This window comes from Streptomyces vilmorinianum (assembly GCF_005517195.1).
GTDB classification, from domain to species: Bacteria; Actinomycetota; Actinomycetes; order Streptomycetales; family Streptomycetaceae; genus Streptomyces; species Streptomyces vilmorinianum.
The window spans coordinates 3457378-3473914 of sequence record NZ_CP040244.1 but is presented as its reverse complement, the minus strand read 5'-3'; the positions used below and the strand labels follow the sequence as shown (position 1 = coordinate 3473914).

At 74.1% G+C, this 16537-nt stretch carries 15 protein-coding genes; 10 read left to right on the top strand and 5 right to left on the bottom strand.

What is annotated here, in order from left to right; translation table 11 throughout:
- Nucleotides 1-183: 183 nt before the first annotated feature.
- A complete protein-coding gene (locus FDM97_RS16295) occupies nucleotides 184-1086 on the top strand; it encodes a universal stress protein (RefSeq protein WP_137991127.1) in 903 nt (300 codons plus the stop codon).
- A 91-nt stretch (nucleotides 1087-1177) separates the two neighbouring features.
- On the opposite strand, the gene FDM97_RS16290 is transcribed toward FDM97_RS16295, so the two are convergent.
- Nucleotides 1178-1861 (bottom strand): helix-turn-helix domain-containing protein, encoded by a 684-nt coding sequence (locus FDM97_RS16290; RefSeq protein ID WP_137991126.1) that lies wholly within the window; start codon nucleotides 1859-1861, stop codon nucleotides 1178-1180.
- A complete protein-coding gene (locus tag FDM97_RS16285) occupies nucleotides 1861-2760 on the bottom strand; it encodes a universal stress protein (RefSeq protein WP_137991125.1) in 900 nt (299 codons plus the stop codon). Before FDM97_RS16285 ends, FDM97_RS16290 begins: the two co-directional genes overlap by 1 nt.
- Before the next feature lie 419 nt (nucleotides 2761-3179).
- On the opposite strand from FDM97_RS16285, the gene FDM97_RS16280 reads away from it, so the two are divergent.
- Entirely contained in the window at nucleotides 3180-3797 is a 618-nt protein-coding gene (locus FDM97_RS16280) for a CBS domain-containing protein (RefSeq protein ID WP_137991124.1), read from the top strand.
- 63 nt (nucleotides 3798-3860) lie between these two features.
- Here FDM97_RS16280 and FDM97_RS16275 read toward each other — a convergent pair whose 3' ends face one another.
- Nucleotides 3861-4121, bottom strand: coding sequence for a DUF1918 domain-containing protein (locus tag FDM97_RS16275; protein ID WP_349775387.1), 261 nt, complete (start codon nucleotides 4119-4121; stop codon nucleotides 3861-3863).
- A 166-nt stretch (nucleotides 4122-4287) separates the two neighbouring features.
- Here FDM97_RS16275 and FDM97_RS16270 point away from each other — a divergent pair, with 166 nt between their 5' ends.
- Genes FDM97_RS16270 through FDM97_RS16235 form a run of 8 tightly spaced genes read left to right on the top strand, consistent with a single transcriptional unit; the run spans nucleotide 4288 to nucleotide 12022 of the window.
- Complete coding sequence (locus FDM97_RS16270; protein WP_137991123.1) at nucleotides 4288-4965, top strand: CBS domain-containing protein; 678 nt, start codon at nucleotides 4288-4290, stop codon at nucleotides 4963-4965.
- Nucleotides 4962-6803 carry an acetate--CoA ligase gene (gene acsA, locus FDM97_RS16265; protein ID WP_137991122.1) on the top strand — a complete coding sequence of 614 codons (1842 nt, stop codon included), beginning with the start codon at nucleotides 4962-4964 and terminating at the stop codon, nucleotides 6801-6803. Before FDM97_RS16270 ends, acsA begins: the two co-directional genes overlap by 4 nt.
- Nucleotides 6803-7864 (top strand): pyruvate dehydrogenase (acetyl-transferring) E1 component subunit alpha, encoded by a 1062-nt coding sequence (gene pdhA / locus FDM97_RS16260; RefSeq protein WP_137991121.1) that lies wholly within the window; start codon nucleotides 6803-6805, stop codon nucleotides 7862-7864. The genes acsA and pdhA overlap by 1 nt, the downstream gene beginning before the upstream one ends.
- The gene (locus FDM97_RS16255) at nucleotides 7861-8874 is read left to right on the top strand and encodes an alpha-ketoacid dehydrogenase subunit beta (RefSeq protein ID WP_137991120.1); all 1014 of its coding nucleotides are present in this window, start codon (nucleotides 7861-7863) and stop codon (nucleotides 8872-8874) included. Before pdhA ends, FDM97_RS16255 begins: the two co-directional genes overlap by 4 nt.
- Before the next feature lies 1 nt (nucleotide 8875).
- Entirely contained in the window at nucleotides 8876-10222 is a 1347-nt protein-coding gene (locus FDM97_RS16250; protein ID WP_137991119.1) for a dihydrolipoamide acetyltransferase family protein, read from the top strand.
- Nucleotides 10219-10488, top strand: coding sequence for a phosphopantetheine-binding protein (locus FDM97_RS16245; RefSeq protein WP_137991118.1), 270 nt, complete (start codon nucleotides 10219-10221; stop codon nucleotides 10486-10488). The genes FDM97_RS16250 and FDM97_RS16245 overlap by 4 nt, the downstream gene beginning before the upstream one ends.
- Nucleotides 10488-11162, top strand: a complete 675-nt coding sequence (locus tag FDM97_RS16240) for a CBS domain-containing protein (RefSeq protein WP_137991117.1) — start codon at nucleotides 10488-10490, stop codon at nucleotides 11160-11162. The genes FDM97_RS16245 and FDM97_RS16240 overlap by 1 nt, the downstream gene beginning before the upstream one ends.
- The gene (locus tag FDM97_RS16235; RefSeq protein ID WP_137991116.1) at nucleotides 11159-12022 is read left to right on the top strand and encodes a universal stress protein; all 864 of its coding nucleotides are present in this window, start codon (nucleotides 11159-11161) and stop codon (nucleotides 12020-12022) included. The genes FDM97_RS16240 and FDM97_RS16235 overlap by 4 nt, the downstream gene beginning before the upstream one ends.
- Nucleotides 12023-12119: 97 nt before the next feature.
- On the opposite strand, the gene fdhF is transcribed toward FDM97_RS16235, so the two are convergent.
- Nucleotides 12120-14810, bottom strand: a complete 2691-nt coding sequence (gene fdhF / locus FDM97_RS16230; protein ID WP_137991115.1) for a formate dehydrogenase subunit alpha — start codon at nucleotides 14808-14810, stop codon at nucleotides 12120-12122.
- Nucleotides 14807-16501: an NADH-ubiquinone oxidoreductase-F iron-sulfur binding region domain-containing protein gene (locus tag FDM97_RS16225; protein ID WP_137991114.1), complete on the bottom strand. Its 1695-nt coding sequence runs from the start codon at nucleotides 16499-16501 to the stop codon at nucleotides 14807-14809. Before FDM97_RS16225 ends, fdhF begins: the two co-directional genes overlap by 4 nt.
- Nucleotides 16502-16537: the final 36 nt, after the last annotated feature.

The window sequence follows — 16537 nt, the reverse complement described above, 5'->3', positions numbered from 1 at the left end:
CAGGGCCCGGGCGTGCGTCCCCAGGAGCGACACCTCCCACGCTCGCACCGGGCGGGCTGCTTGGGCATGGGCCCTTCGGCCCCGATCGAGTCCTGTCGGCCCCTCTCCCGGCGGCCGGCGGCACGGGACGCTGGAGGCCTGGCCGTCGCATGCCGCCGCGGCCCCCCGGCAAGGAGGCACGTCATGACAGCCCAGGTCACGGTCGGTCTGGACGGCTCGCCGGAGAGCCTCGCCGCGGCGACGTGGGCCGCGCGGGAGGCGGTCCTGCGCGAGGTGCCGCTCCGGCTGGTCCGTGTGGAGGAATGGCCGAACACTCCGGAAGTGCCCATCCCGTACGCGCGGACGCTGCTCGAGCGGGCCGAGAGCCTGCTGGGCGACACGAGGGAGCGGACGCGGAAGGAGCATCCGGGACTCGAGGTGATCATCGAGCAGGCCCGGGGCCGGGCGTCCGAGGAACTGACCGCGGCCGCGAACGAGGCGGATCTGATGGTGCTCGGCTCGCGGGGGCTCGGCGGGATCCTCGGATTTCTGATCGGCTCGGTCTCGCTCGCCGTCGTCGGCTCGGCGCACCGGCCGGTCGTGCTGGTGCGCGCCGGTACGGAACGCCAGGAGGCCCCTCCCACCGGCGGGATCGTGGCGGGCGTCGACATCTACCACCCGTGCGAGCCGCTGCTGGCCTTCGCGTTCGCCGAGGCCGCGCGCACGGGCCTGGCGCTGCGCTTCGTGCACAGCTGGACGCTGCCCGCCACGTACGGCTACGCCGCCGTCGTGGACCCGGGGATCGGCGAGGAGCTCGGATACCACCTCACGGGAAACCTGTCCGACCTGCTGGAGCCGTGGCGCAAGACGTATCCGGGCGTCGACGTCACCGCCAAGGCGGTCGTGGGATCGCCCGCGTTCCAGCTCGTGGAGGCGTCGAGGAACGCGCAGCTGATGATCGTGGGGCGCCGGCGGCGGAAGGCCCCGATCGGCCCGCATCTCGGCCATGTCGCGCACGCGGTCATCCACCACAGCCCCGCGCCGGTCGCCGTCGTCCCGCTTGAAGAGGTCCCGCTCGGGGGTCTGGACGCGGAGTCGAGCCGGTGACGGCCGCGGGCGTCTGACAGCTGGGCGTTGACGGCTGGGCGTTGACGGCTGGGCGTCCGGGACGACGCTCGCGCTCGCGCGGACCGTGCACTCACGCCGACCGCTCGCCCGGGGCGCCGCGCACCACGATCCGGCGCCCGGTCACGCGCCGCGGGGACAGCATCATGACGGTGTCGCGCCCTTCGCCCGCCCAGGGTGTCGAGTGCGCCGCGTTCCTGAGCCGTCGGGCGGCGTCCTCGTCCGTCACGGTGCGCACCAGGCCCACCAGGAGCACGCTCCAGCCCTGGCTGAAGGCCTCGTCCACGTGGTCGGCCTCGAACGCGATCTCCGACCCGGAGGTGGCGGCCAGGGACGAGTCCGGGGTGGTCATGAAGAGGATCTCCCCCTCGACGACCTGGTAGTTCACGGGGAGGACCGCGGGACCGTCCTGGGTGGTGACGGCGACGCGACCGACGCCGTGATCGCCGAGCAGTGCCCAGCACTCCCGCTCGTCGAGCTCCACCATCCGCGGGTGACGGCCCGCCCGGCCGCTGCCGGTCGGCAGATCGGCGGTGTACCCGGTCAGATCCTCGACGCTCGTCTCCAGGGCGTTGGCGAGCCGGACGAGGAAGTTCATCCCGGGGGTGGGCAGTTGCTCCTCCACGTACGTGATGTAGCTCGTCGCCGATCCGGCGCGCTCCGCCACGTCCTCGCGGGACAGGCCGAGCTGTCTGCGCCGGGCGGCGACGCGGCGCCCGATGTCGCTCATGGGGTGCTTCCCCGCGGCCGTGTTCATCACAGGTCTCCCTCCGGGGGAACGCGGTGGTGCTGGGGGACGACGGCGACCGGGCACGAGGCGTGGTGCAGGCCGCGGTGGGCGACCCTCCCCAGCTCCATGCCGATGAGGCGGTCCCGCCGCCGTGCCCCGACGACCAGCAGGTCGGCGGCGGCGGAGCGGTCGACGAGCACCTTGCGCGCGGGTCCTTCGACGGTGCTCCGCCGCAGCCGCACCTCGGGGTGGTCGCGCACGGCCGCCTCCAGGGCCTTGTCGAGCAGTTCGGAGGACCGTTCCTCGAAGTGGTGGGCCGCGTCGCCGGTCAGGAGCGGGTGGTCGACCGGCTCGTGGGCCGGGCGCCGCCACGTACGGACGACGTCGAGTTCGCAGTCGCGTACGGCCGCCTCGCGGAACGCGAAACGCACGGCGGGAGAGTCGATGTCGTGGTCACCGATGCCCAGCAGGACACGTCCGTGCCGCGCTTCCAGAGCGTGCGGGTCCCCGCGGACGACGACCACGGGGGCGTGCGAGCGGGCCGCGACGAGGAGGCCCACGGACCCCAGCATGAGGTCGGCGAACTCCCCGCGGCCCCGGGATCCGACGACGACGGCCATGGCCTTCTGCCCCTCCTCGAGCAGGGCGCCGGCCGCGTCCATGGGGACGACGTCCGTCGTGATCCTGAGGTCGGGTGCGCGGCGCCGGGCCCGTTCGGCCGCCACGCCGACGATGTTCTCGGCGAGAACCTGGCCCGAGGGGCGGTCCACGCTCCAGGCGGGCACGGACCCCTCGTACCGCTCCCACAGCGAGGCGTGGACGATACGCAGCGGGAGGCCGTGTCGTAGCGCCTCGTCGACGGCCCAGTCCGTGGCCGCGAGACTGGCGTCGGAACCGTCGACTCCTACCACCAGGGGCGACTCCATGGTCCCCACCGCCTTTCCGGGGTGCGAAGTGGTGTGCGAGGTGGTGTGTGTGAGGTGGTGCGTGTGAGGTGGTGCGTGTGAGGTGGTGCGTGTGAGGTGGTGCGTGCGAGATGGTGCGCGAGTGGTGTGCTGCCACGCTCGCACCGGGCACGGGGCCGCGTATAGGGCCGGTCGGTCCACCGCCCTCGGCGCATGGCGCACGCGCGCCCCGGCGCACGCAGGTGAGGAAGGACCCATCCGCTTCTCGCGGATCCTGATTGCGCGGTGCACGGCTCGAGGCCGCTACTCCGCGTCTTTCGGTCGAGTCCTTCCTCCCTCTCAGGGAACCACGCTTCCCGCCCGTCGGCGAGGGCCGACCGGCACCCACTGGGCCCCGATCGGCCCTGGCCCGGTCCCCCGGTACGGCGCAGGCTCACGCTATGAAGCACCCACGCCATGTCGACGACGTGATGACCCACGCGGTGGTCTCCGTGGGGCTCGACGCCCCCGTCAAGGAGATCGTCGAGAGCATCAGGCGCTGGAGGGTGAGCGCGCTGCCGGTCCTGTCCCCCGAAGGGCGTGTCGTCGGGGTGGTCTCGGAGGCGGACGTCCTCGGCAAGGTGCCGGGTGACGACCGGCGAGGGACGACCGCGCGCCACCTGATGTCCACGCCCGCCGTGACCGTCACGCGCGGAGCGACGATCGCGGGCGCCGCCCGGCTGATGGGGCGCGGGCGCCTGAAGCGGCTTCCGGTGGTGGACGACGACGGCCGCCCTGTCGGCGTCGTCAGCCGAGGGGATCTCCTCAAGGTCTATCTGCGGTCCGACGCCGAACTGGCCGATGACGTACGGCACGAGCTCCTCACCCACCTGCTCCCCGAGGGGGACTCCACACTCACCGTGACGGTCCTGGACGGCGCGGTGACCCTCGGCGGGCACATCCCCGCGTCCGTCCCGGTGGGCCTGCTGCTCCGGCTGACCCGTGCGGTGCCGGGGGTCGTGGACGCGACGGCGACGTTCGACGCCTCCGGCCCGCGGGGCGTCCCTGACGTCCCGTGACGTCCCCTGACGTCGACGCCCGTGACGTCCCCTGACGTCGACGCCCGTGACGTCCCGTGGCGCTCAGTGCGCCGGGAAGTGCTGGACGCGTGCGTCGGGCCCCGGGAAGATCAGGGTGATCTTCCCGGTGTCCGACCACCGCACGTCGAACGGCGGGCTGCCGTCCGCGTGGTGCAGGCCCACGATCTCCCCGTCCCGCCCCTCGTCCCCCACGACCGCGCCTCCGACGATCAGCCGGTCCCCCACGCGCGCCCACAGGCCGCCAGCCCGGGTAGCGGGTCCCTCCGACCGGCGGCGCCGCGCATCCGCTCGCGTCGAAGCCATGGCTGTCACCTCCCAGCAGTGCTGGTCTCTCCACTCTCCCCCCTGGCCGGTCGGCCGTCATGGGCCGACCGTCCCCGATGGGGGCCGTTCGGCACTGCCCACCGGGAGCACGGGCGGGTGAGAGTGAGGAATGCCGTGATGCGGGACTCCGGAGAGGAGGAGGACCATGCAGCACCGCACCGTCTTCGAGGTGATGACGCACCAGGTCGTCGCCGTCGGACCCACGACGCCCTTCAAGGAGATCGTCCGGATCTTCAGCGACAACGACATCACCGCCGTCCCGGTCGTCGACAACGAACGACGCCCGCTCGGCGTGGTCTCGGAGGCCGACCTCCTGCGGGCCACCTCCGAGCTGCCCGACGTCGAGGGCCGCTGGGCGGGCGTACGTCTGCTGTCCCAGGAGCGCGAGCTGCCCGACGCGGAGACCGCCGAGAGACTGATGACCTCCCCCGCGGTCACCGCCCGGCCGGGCTGGAACCTCGTCGAGACCGCCCGGACCATGCACCGCAGCGGCGTGAAGCGGCTCCCCGTGACCGACGAGGCCGGACGGCTCGTCGGCATCGTCAGCCGCAGCGACCTGCTGCGGCCCTTCCTCCGCAGCGACGAGGCGATCCGTGAGGAGATCGAGCGGGACGTCCTCGCCGGCACCCTGCGACTCGCGCCCGGCACGGTCCACGCGGCCGTCGCCGACGGAGTGGTGACACTCACCGGACGCGTCGACGAGCGCGCCGACCTCCCCGTGATCGAGCGGCTGTGCCGCTCCGTCGACGGAGTGGTCGCGCTCCACCAGTCGATCGACTACACCTACGACAACCTCGCTCTCGACGTGGAGCACCCGCGATGAGCTCCCTGCGGGTGTCACCGGTCATGCCCGACTACACGAGCGCGCGGGCCGCGTTCGACTGGGAACAGGCACGCGCCGAGCTCGCCGGTCTGCCCGGTGGCGGCCTCAACATCGGTTACGAGGCGGTCGACCGGCATGTGCGCGAGGGGCACGGGGAGCGTGTGGCCCTTCGGTGTGTGGCGGCGGACGGGTCGGTGACGACGCTGACGTACACGCGACTCGCCGATCTCAGCTCCCGCTTCGCCCATACCCTCGAAGCGCTCGGCGTCGCCCCCGGCGAGCGGGTGTTCACCCTTCTCAGGCGCCGGGCCGAGCTCTACGCCACCGTCCTCGGCACCCTGCGTGCCGGCCGTGTGCTGTGCCCTCTGTTCACCGCGTTCGGCCCCGAACCCGTCGCGCTGCGCATGGAGTTGGGCGACGCACGGGTCCTGGTGACGACACGCCGGCTGTACGAGCGCAAGGTCGCGCCCGTACGCTCCCGGCTCCCGGGGCTGCGGCACGTCCTGCTGCTCGACCCCGGCGGCGACCCGCCCCCCGACACGCTCTCCTTCCCCGCGCTCATGGACGCGGCTCCGTCGCGGTTCACGGTCCCGCCGACCGACCCCGGGGACCTGGCACTGCTCCATTTCACCAGCGGCACGACGGGGACGCCCAAGGGCGCGATGCATGTGCACGAGGCGGTCGTCGCCCACCACATCACCGCCGCCCACGCACTGGACCTCCATGCGGGCGACGTGTTCTGGTGCACGGCCGACCCGGGCTGGGTGACCGGCATGTCGTACGGGATCATCGCCCCGCTCACCCATGGCGTGACGACCGTCGTCGACGAAGGGGACTTCGATCCGCGCCGGTGGTACCGCGTCCTCGCCGAGCAGCACGTCACCGTCTGGTACACGGCCCCCACGGCGATCCGGATGCTCATGCGGGCCACGCCCCGCACGGGCGACGGCCCCACCCCTCCCGACCAGTACGACCTGTCGGCGCTCCGTTTCGTCGCGAGTGTCGGCGAGCCCCTCAACCCGGAGGCGGTCCGCTGGGGTCAGGACGTGCTGGGGCTGCCCGTCCACGACACCTGGTGGCAGACCGAGACGGGCGCCATCATGATCGCCAACTTCGCCGCAGGCCCCGTGCGCCCCGGATCGATGGGGCGGCCGCTTCCCGGTGTCGAGGCCGGCGTACTGGAGTGCGGCGAGAACGGCCGCGCCCGGGTCACCGGCGGACGTGTCACGGTCCTGGACCGTCCCGGTGTCCAGGGGGAGCTCGCGCTCCGGACCGGCTGGCCGTCGATGTTCCGTGGCTATCTGCATGAGCGGAGCCGGTACGAAGCGTGCTTCGCCGACGGCTGGTACCTGACCGGCGATCTGGTCACGCGCGACGCGGACGGCTGGTACTGGTTCGTGGGCCGCGCGGACGACGTCATCAAGTCCGCCGGCCATCTGGTCGGGCCCTTCGAGGTCGAGAGCGCGCTGATGGAGCACCCGGCGGTCGCCGAGGCCGGAGTCATCGGCCGCCCGGACGCCGTGGCGGGCGCGATCGTGAAGGCGTTCGTCTCCCTTCGTCCCGAGTACGTACCGAGTCCCGAACTGCGTCGTGAGCTCCTCGCGTTCGCCCGGCGTCGCCTGGGCCCGGCCGTCGCCCCGCGCGAGCTCGACTTCGCGCGGGACCTGCCCAGGACCCGTAGCGGGAAGGTCATGCGCCGCCTGCTGCGGGCGCGTGAACTCGGCCTGCCCGAAGGCGACGTGTCGACCCTGGAGACCCCGGAGACCCCGGAGATCCCGGAGATCCCGGAGACCCAGGAGGGGTCCGGGACGACCACGCCGTCAGGAGAGGAGCGGTGATGGCCGCCACACGCGGTGCGCCCTCCCGGGGCTCGCACACCGACCGCCCGCACCGAGCCCGCGGGGAGCCGGCGCGCGCGCCGGCTCCCGAAGCGGCCCACGACGTCGAGCTGCTGCGGGAGATGCTGCTCGTCCGGCGCTTCGAGGAGCGCTGCGTCGAGCTGTACAGCGCGGCGGCGATCCGCGGGTTCGTCCACCTGTACATCGGTGAGGAAGCGGTGGCCGTGGGCGTCCATCAGGCCCTCACCGAGCGGGACGCCGTGGTCTCGACGTACCGCGAGCACGGTCACGCACTGGCGCGCGGCGTGCCGGCCGAGGCCGTGATGGCGGAGATGTACGGCCGGGTGACCGGCTGCAGCCACGGACGCGGCGGGTCGATGCACCTCTTCGACGCCGGGCGGCGTCTCTACGGCGGAAACGCGATCGTCGGCGGCGGGCTGCCCCTCGCCGCGGGCCTGGCCCTGGCCGACCGGTTGCGCGGCGAGGAGCGGGTCACCTGCTGCTTCTTCGGGGACGGCGCCTTCGCCGAGGGCGAGTTCCACGAGACGGCGAACCTGGCCGCGCTGTGGGGACTGCCCGTGCTGTTCGTCTGCGAGAACAACCTGTACGCGATGGGAACGGCGCTCGCCCGCGAACACGCGCAGACCGACCTGGCGATGCGGGCGGCGTCGTACGGGATGGCGGCCTGGTCCGTCGACGGCATGGACGTGCACGCCGTGGAGAAGGCCGCGCGCGGGGCGGTGGCCTCCATCCGTGCCGGGAACGGTCCGCACTTCCTGGAGGCGCGGACGTACCGTTTCCGCGCCCACTCGATGTACGACCCGGACCGCTATCGCCCGAGGGACGAGATCGAGGAGTGGAAGCGGCGTGATCCCGTCGCCACCCTCACCGAGCGGTTGCGTACGGCCGGCCTTCTCGACGCGAGCGCACTCGAGAAACTGGAGCGCGAGGTCGCGGAGCAGATCGACGCCGCCGTCCACGCCGCCGAACAGGCCCCCGAGGAACCGGTGGAGAGCCTGCTGCGCCACGTCACGGGGCGGGACGAGGAGGCGCCGTCATGAACACCCGTGGAAAGGCCACCACAGGACGGCCCGAGGACGCGTCCCTCTCCTACCGCGAGGCGCTGCGGGAGGCCCTGCGGGAAGCGCTCGCGACGGACGAGCGGGTCTTCCTCATGGGCGAGGACGTCGGCCGCTACGGAGGCTGTTTCGGCGTGAGTCTCGGTCTCCTGGAGGAGTTCGGACCGGACCGCGTACGGGACACTCCGCTGTCCGAGTCCGCCTTCGTCGGGGCCGGCATCGGCGCCGCGCTGGCGGGAATGCGGCCGATCGTCGAGATCATGACCGTCAACTTCAGCCTGCTGGCTCTCGACCAGATCCTCAACAACGCGGCCACCCTCCGCCACATGTCGGGCGGTCAGCTGGGCGTGCCGCTGGTGATCCGGATGACCACGGGCGCCGGGCGCCAGCTCGCCGCCCAGCACTCGCACAGCCTCGAAGGCTGGTACGCGCACATCCCCGGCGTCCGGGTCCTCACCCCCGCCACGCTCGACGACGCCCGCCATCTGCTGGCGCCCGCCCTCGCCGACCCCGACCCCGTGCTGATCTTCGAGCACGGCAGTCTGTACAACGCGACCGGTGTCCTGGACCGGGGTGTCCGGGAGGTCGATCTGGATCACGCGGTGGTCCGCCGCGAGGGCACCGACGTCACGGTCGTGGCCTATGGCGGCAGCCTGGCCAAGGCCCTGGACGCGGCGGAGGAGCTGGCCGGCGAGGGCATCGACGCCGAAGTCGTGGACCTGCGCACGCTCCGGCCGCTCGACGACGCCACGATCCTCGGCTCCGTACGGCGTACGCATCGGGCCGTCGTCGTCGACGAGGGCTGGCGCAGCGGCAGTCTCTCCGCCGAGATCTCGGCGAGGATCACCGAGCAGGCGTTCTTCGACCTGGACGCGCCCGTCGAACGGGTCTGCGCCGCGGAGGTCCCGATTCCGTACGCCCGGCATCTGGAGCAGGCCGCGCTCCCCCAGCCGGCCGGCATCGTGGCGGCGGCGCACCGGGCGGTGGACTGACATGGCCGAGTTCACGATGCCGTCCCTCGGCGCGGACATGGACGAGGGCACGCTGTCCCAGTGGCTGGTGCGACCGGGCGACCGGGTGTCGCGCGGTGATGTCGTCGCCGTGGTCGAGACGGCCAAGTCCGCCATCGAAGTGGAGTGCTTCGAGAGCGGAACGGTCGGCGCCCTGCTCGTCGAGGAGGGCACCACGGTGCCGGTGGGCACGCCGCTGGCCGTCATCGAGCAGACGCCCGGCGTGACCGCCGGCGCCGGGCCGCGGGACCGCGCGGAGGCGCAGGACCGCGCGGAGAGGCCTTCACCCGCCACCTCCCCGCTCGTCCGCCGTCTCGCGGAGGAGCGCCATGTCGACCTCACCCACGTGCACGGGTCGGGGCCGGGCGGGCGGATCACGCGTGCGGACGTGGACCACGCGGGTGTGACGCCCGACCGGGCTCCCCCTGCTCCGCGGCCCGTCGCGGCGTCCCACGGGCGGACCGGGCCCGGGCGGGTGAAGGCGTCCCCGCTGGCCCGGCGGCTCGCCTCCGAACTCGGCATCGAGCTGGGCGCGGTCGCCGGGAGCGGCCGCGAAGGCACGATCCGCGCCGAGGACGTTCGAACCGCCGCACGGGAGACGGGCGCGGCGGTCACGGCGGCGGTCACGGCGACCACCCCCGTTCCCGCCTCGGCCGCGAAGAGATCCGCAGGGGCCGCGCGCACGGCGACGGCCCGTCTCATGGCCCGCTCCAAGCGGGAGATCCCGCATTTCTACCTCTCCACGACCGTCGACATGGCGGCCGCCCTCGACTGGATGCACGCGCGCAACCGGGCGCTCCCGCTCTCCCGGCGGCTGGTGCCCGCCGCGCTCGCGCTCAAGGCCGTCGCGCTGGCGGCCCGGAAGGTGCCCGAGCTCAACGGGCACTGGATCGACGACGCGTTCGTCCCGGCCGAGGAGGTCCGGCTGGGGATCGCGGTCTCCCTGCGCGGCGGAGGTCTGGTGGCCCCGGCGCTCGCCCACGCGGACGCCTTGTCCGTGACCGAGGTGATGGCCGGCATGAAGGACCTCGTCGCGCGGGCACGCGGCGGACGGCTCCGCGCTTCGGAGACGGCCGAGCCCAGCATCACCGTCACCAACCTCGGCGACCAGGGCGTCGAGTCCGTCTTCGGGGTCGTCTACCCGCCGCAGGTCGCTCTCGTCGGTCTCGGCCACATCGTCGAGCGGCCCGTGGCCGTGGACGGTCTGCTGGGCGTACGCCCCTCGCTCACGGCCACCCTCTCCGCCGACCACCGTGCGGCCGACGGCGCCACGGGCGCGCGGCTCCTGACGGCCCTCGACTGGCTGCTGCAACGACCGGAGGAACTGTGAACCACGACCAGGCACGGGCGCTCGTACGACAGGCGGTCCAGCGGATCGTCCCGGACGCCGACTTCTCGGGCCTCGCGCCCGGGGAAGGGCTCCGGGACGCGTTCGAGCTGGACTCGCTGGACTTCCTCGAATTCGTCGAGGCACTCGCCGAACTGAGCGGCCAGGAACTCACCGAGGACGACTACCCGGACCTCGTCACCTGGGACGGCTGCGCCGATCGCCTGGTGGCCGGGGAGGCCGCCGTCACAGAAGGAAGGAGCCGGTGATGCGCCATCGCAGGATCGGCGAGCTCATGACCCGCGACGTGGTGAGCGTGCGCGGGGACGCCCCGTTCAAGGAGATCGTGGGGGTCCTCTCCAGGAACCGGGTCACCGCCGTGCCCGTCGTGGACGCCGGGAACCGGGTCATCGGGGTCGTCTCCGAAGGGGACCTGCTGCGCAAGACCGCCGACCAGGCGGCGCCCGGCGAACTCCCGGCCGTACCGGGCCTGGAGGCGTGGGAGCGGGCGAAGGCCGAGGGAACGCGCGCGGAGGAGCTGATGTCGGCCCCGGCCGTGTGCGCCCGGCCCGAGTGGAGCGTGGTGGAGGCGGCCCGGCTCATGGAGGTCCAGGGCGTCAAGCGGCTGGTGGTGGCCGACGAGGAGGACCGGCTGGTGGGGATCGTCAGCCGCCGGGACCTGCTGGGGATCTTCCTGCGGGAGGACGAGGACATCCGCCGCGAGATCGTCCACGACGTGCTCGCCGGCACGCTGCGGCTCGATCCCGCACCGCTCACGGTCGAGGTCCGCGAGGGCCGGGTGGAGATCGGCGGCCGGCTGCCGTTCCGGGGCATGATCCCGGCGGTCGAGCGGATGTGCGCGATGGTCGACGGGGTGGTGTCGGTCTCCGCCCGTCTCGCGTACGACGAGGACGACACGGTACGAGGAGGTGTGCGGCCATGAACGGAAGCGTCGTGGTCGGTCTGGACGGCACGGCAGAGAGCGCCCAGGCGGCCGAATGGGCGGCGCGGGAAGCCCTGTTGCGGGAGACCCACGTGCATCTGGTGCACGCGGAGGAGCCGCCCCCGGCGGCCACGGTCCCGCTCGTGAGCGCCGACGTGCAGCGTCAGTGGGCCGAGTCGCTCCTTTCGACGACCGCGGCCGCCCTGCGCGAGCGCCACCCGGGGCTCTCGGTCACGACCCGGTTGCTGCCCGGGGGCGCCGTGTCCAGCCTGGTCGCGGTGGGCGACGAGGCCGAGCTGCTCGTCCTCGGCTCGCGCGCGCTGGGCGGGGTCGCGGGGTTCGTCGTCGGTTCGGTGGGCCTGGCCACCGTCGCTCTCGTCGAGCGGCCGGTCGTGATGGTGCGCGCCGGTGACATGCCGGGCGCGGGCGGCCCTCACGGCGCCGTGGTGGTCGGGGTGGACGTCGAGCAGCCGGGCGACGCCGTCCTGGGTTTCGCGTTCGAGGAGGCGGCCCGCCACGGAAGCGCGGTGCGCGCGCTGCATGCCCAGCAGCTGCCGCTCTACCTGGGGTTGGGCCCGCTGGTCACCTCCGACCCGCGGCTGACCGTGGCCGGGGAGATCGAGCGGACGCTGGCCGCGATGCTGGAGCCCTGGCGTGCGAAGTATCCGGAGGTCGAGGCCACGAGTCGGCTGATCGTCGGATCGGCCGGGCAGGAGCTGGTGCGGGAGGCTGCCGCCGCGGATCTCGTGGTGGTCGGCCGGCGCACCCGGCGTTCCTCCCTCGGTCCGCACCTCGGCCATGTGGCGCACGCGGTGCTGCACCACAGCCGCGCACCGGTCGCCGTCGTCGCCCACGACTGAGTGCGGCGCGCCGACCGGGGCCGTGGCGGGACTGGGCCGGAACCCGGGTCCGTGGCCGGACAGGGCCGGGACTGGGTCGAAACGGTACGGGGCGGCCTCACGCCTGCGTCGTCGGCCGCAGCCTCACCGCCGTGACCTTGTACTCGGGGCACGAGGTCACGGTGTCCGCGTGGTCGGACGTCAGGGAGTTGACGCCGCTCGCCGGGAAGTGGAACGCGCAGAAGACCTGCCCCGGGGCGAGTTCCGTGCTCACCCGCGCGATCAGCCGCGCGCGGCCGTGCCGGCTCTCGACGGTGACCTCCGCGCCGTCCCTGACACCGTGCCGGGCCGCGTCCTCGGGATGGAGGTCGAGGCGGTCGCGCGGGTCGAGGAGCAGGTTGCCGCCGCGCCGGGTCATGCTGCCGGAGTTGTAGTGGGCCCAGCGGCGCCCGGTGACGAGCAGCAGGGGATGGTCGGCGTCGGGCTCCTCCCCGGGCGGCAGCCACGGCGCGGCGGACAGGTGGGCGCGCCCGTCGGGGGTGGCGAACGCACGGGTGTACAGGGTGGCCTCGCCGGGGCGGTCCGGCTCCGGGCACGGCCACGGGACGGCGCCCTCCCGGTCGAGCCGCTCGTGCGAGAGCCCGGCGAAGACGGGCGCGACGCGCCCGCATTCGGCGAGGGCCTCGGCGGGGGTCGGGCAGCCCAGGTCGGCCCCCATGGCCGCGGCCACGGCGTGCACGACGTCGAAGTCGCTGCGGGCCGCGCCGGGCGGCCGTACGGCGGCCCGTACCCGCTGGAAGCGGCGGTCGAAGTTCACGAACGTACCGTCCTTCTCCAGCCAGGAGGCGACGGGCAGGACGACGTCGGCGTGCCGGGCGGTCTCGCCGGGGAAGAGCTCGCTCACGACGACGAACGGGCAGGTGTCGAGGGCCTCGGCGACCCGGTCGCTGTCCGGGTCGGTCGAGCGGACGTCCTCGCCGATGACCCACAGGGCGCGCAGGCGGCCGGACCGTGCGGCCGCGAACATCTCGGGGATGCGCAGACCGGGCTCGGGCGGCACCGGGCAGCCCCAGACGCGCTCGGCGCGGGCGCGCGCCTCGGGGTCGTCCACCCGGGCGTAGCCGGGGAGCAGATCGGGCAGCGCGCCCATGTCGGAGGCGCCCTGGACGTTGTTCTGGCCGCGCAGCGGGCTGATGCCGTGGCCTCGGCCGGTGCCTCCGACGGCGCCCCGGAGGATGGCGAGGTTCGCGAGGGTGCGCACGCCGTCGGTGCCGTGGAGATGTTCGGTGACACCGAGCCCGTACAGGATCGCGGGGCGTTCGGCGCGGCCGTAGAGCCGGGCGGCGGCGGTGATGTCCTCGGCGGGTACGCCGGTGATCTCGGCGGCGCGCTCGGGCGGGTGGTCGTCGAGGAGCGCGGTGAGTTCGGCCAGGCCGGTGGCGCGCTCGCGCAGGAAGTCCGGGTCGGTCAGGCCTTCCGCGACGAGGACGTGCGCGAGGCCGTGGAAGAGGGCGACGTTGGTGCCGGGCCGGGGCCGCAGGTGCAGGTCGGCGTGGCGGGCGAGGCCGACGGACCGGGGGTCGGCGACGATCAACGAGGCGCCGGCGAGCGCTCGTTCGAGGAGCCGGGCGCCGACGACGGGGTGGGCTTCGACGGGGTTCGCGCCGACGACGAGGAGACAGTCCGCGGTCTCGACGGTGTCGAAGGAGTCGGTACCGCCCGCGCGCCCGAAGGCGGCGGTGAGTCCGGCGGCGGAGGGGGCGTGGCAGAGGCGGGAGCAGTTGTCGACGTTGTTGGTGCCGATGACGGTCCGCAGGAACTTCTGGATGAGGTAGTTCTCCTCGTTGGTGGCCCGGGCCGAGGAGATCGCGGCCACGGCGTCGGGGCCGCCCTCGTCCAGAGCCGTACGGAGCCCTTCGGCGACGCGTGCCACCGCCTCGTCCCAGCCGGCCGGTTCGAGGACGCCGTTCCTGCGGATCAGCGGCTCGGTGAGGCGTTCGGCGGAGCGGAGGTAGCCGTGGGCGAAGCGGCCCTTCACGCACGCGTGGCCGCGGTTGACGGGTCCGTCCCGGGCGGGGAGTACGGCGGCGACCCGGTCCTCGCGCACGACGACGTCGAGGGCGCAGCCGACTCCGCAGTAGCCGCAGGTGGTGCGGACCCGTTCCGGGTCCCGCTGTCGGGAGGTGATGCCCCGGCCCGGCCCCGGCTGGGTGATCGCCCCGGTGGGACAGGTGTCGACGCAGCCGCCGCAGGACACGCAGTCGGAGGCGGCCCAGGATCCGCCGGTGCCGGGAGCGACGACCGTATCGGCTCCGCGGCCGGTGAGGGTGAGCGCGAAGGTGCCCTGGACGTCCGCGCACATCCGGACACAGCGCCCGCAGGCGATGCACAGGTCGCGGTCGAGGTGGACGTACGGGTGGCTCTCGTCCCGCCCGCGCGGGGAGTCGCCCACGGCCTCGGCCGGGTCGATGCCCAACGTCCGGCAGGCCTCGGCGAGTTCGCTGGGCGGGTCGGCGGCGAGGGCGCGGGGCGGCAGGGCGGAGGCGATCAGCGAGACCGCGTCGCGGCGCAGGGTGCGCAGGTCGTCGTCGGCGGTGGTGACGGTGGTGCCGGAGGCGGCGGGGGTGACGCAGGCGGCCACGATCCGTCCGTCGGCACGGACGAGGCAGGTGCGGCACGAGCCGGCCGGTCGCAGGCGGTCGTCGTGGCAGAGCGTGGGCAGGTCGGCGCCCGCGGCGCGGGCGGCGTCGAGCAGCGAGGCCCCCGCGGGGAGTTCGACCGGTACGCCGTCGACGTGGAGGCCGTTCACCGGTCCCACCCCGCCAGGTCGGGGCCGTAGGCTCGGGCGAGGCTGCGTACGGCGGCGGGCACGCGACGCCCGAAGGCGCACAGGCTCGCCTCGCCCATGAGCCGTGCGAGCTTCTCGTACGGCTCACCCGGTGCACCGCGGTCGGCGGCGAGTTCGAGGCCCCTGCGGGTGCCGACCCGGCAGGGGGAGCACGCCCCGCAGCTCTCCTCCGCGGCGAACTCCCAGATGTGCCGGAGCAGTTCACGCGGGTCGGTGTCCGCGTCGAAGGCGACCATGCCGGCGTGGCCGAGCGCCGCGCCGCGGGCGGCGAGCGCCTCGGCCGTGAGGGGGACGTCGAGGGCGTTCCCGGCGAGGAAGCCTCCCAGGGGACCGCCGATCTGCAGGGTGACGAGGTCGGCGCCGTTCTTCAGGCCGCCGCCGAATCCGGTGACGATCTCGCGTACGGGGGTGCCGAGTTCGACCTCGTAGGCGCCGGGACGCGCGAACCGTTCGGAGAGGCAGACGAGTTTCGTACCGGTCTCGGCCGGCGTGCCGCGTCCGGCGTAGGCCGCGCCTCCGTGGCGGACGATCCAGGGCACGGAGGCGAGCGTCTCCACGTTGTTGACCACGGTCGGCGCGTCCCAGAGCCCGCGGTCGGTCGGGTACGGCGGGCGGGGCCGCGCACATCCGCGTGCGCCTTCCAGACGGGCGATGAGCGCGGTCTCCTCGCCCGCCACGTACGAGCCGGCGCCCTCGGCGAGATCCACGAACGGTCGCGGCCCGGCCTCGTGGACGGAGGGGGCGAGGTCTCCCTCGGCGATCGCGCGGGCGAGCGCCCGCCGCAGCCGCGCCATGGCCCGCGGGTACTCGGAGCGTACGAGGACGGTGCCGCGCCGGGCGCCGCAGGCGTAGCAGGCGAGGGCGAGCCCTTCGAGGACCCGGCCGGGGTCCTCCTCCATCAGCAGCCGGTCGGCGAACGACCCCGGATCGCCTTCGTCCCCGTTGGCCACGACCACGGTCCCGGGGCCTCGCTCCGCGGCGGCCCACTTGGCCGCGACGGGGAATCCCGCACCGCCGCGCCCCCGCAGCCCGGACGCGGCGACCTCCCGCAGGACGTCCTCGGGCCGCAGCTCGGCGACCGTGGCGCGCCACACCTGCCAGGCGGGCTCCCCCGCGACGATCCCGGAGAGCAGGACGGGCTCTCCGGTCGTGTCGGCGACGGGGATGCGGGGAGCCCGTGCCTCCGCACGCCCGCCGAGCTGGCCGGCGAGCCCGGGGCCCGTGCAGGGCCTGGTTCCGTCGAGTGCGGCGGGTCCCGCGTAGCAGTAGCCGAGGCAGCGTACGGCCTGCAGCGATGTCCCGCCCGTGGCGTCGACCGAACCCGCGGTGACGCCGATCTCCCGCTCCACCTCGCCCAGGTGCCGCCCGCCCTGCGCGGCGAAGCACGCCGTCGCCGTGCACACGCGCACATGCCGCTCCCCGTGGGGTGTGGCGAGGTCGGCGAAGTACGTGGCGGGGCCCAGCCCCGCGGCGGCGGGCAGTCCCGCCGCGGCCGCCACGAGCGGCGCCCACCGCTCCGGTCCCGCGGGCGTGCCGGCTCTGACGCGCTCGAGCGCCGCCGGCAGCAGTCCCCCGCGTCCGTCGTGCCGCGCGGCCAGCTCACGCAGTGCGTCCTGTCGTGTGCCCGGCTTCCCGGGCCGCCGAGCGGCCATGACCCCAGGGTGGCCGGGTACCGCCCGGGCCGCATC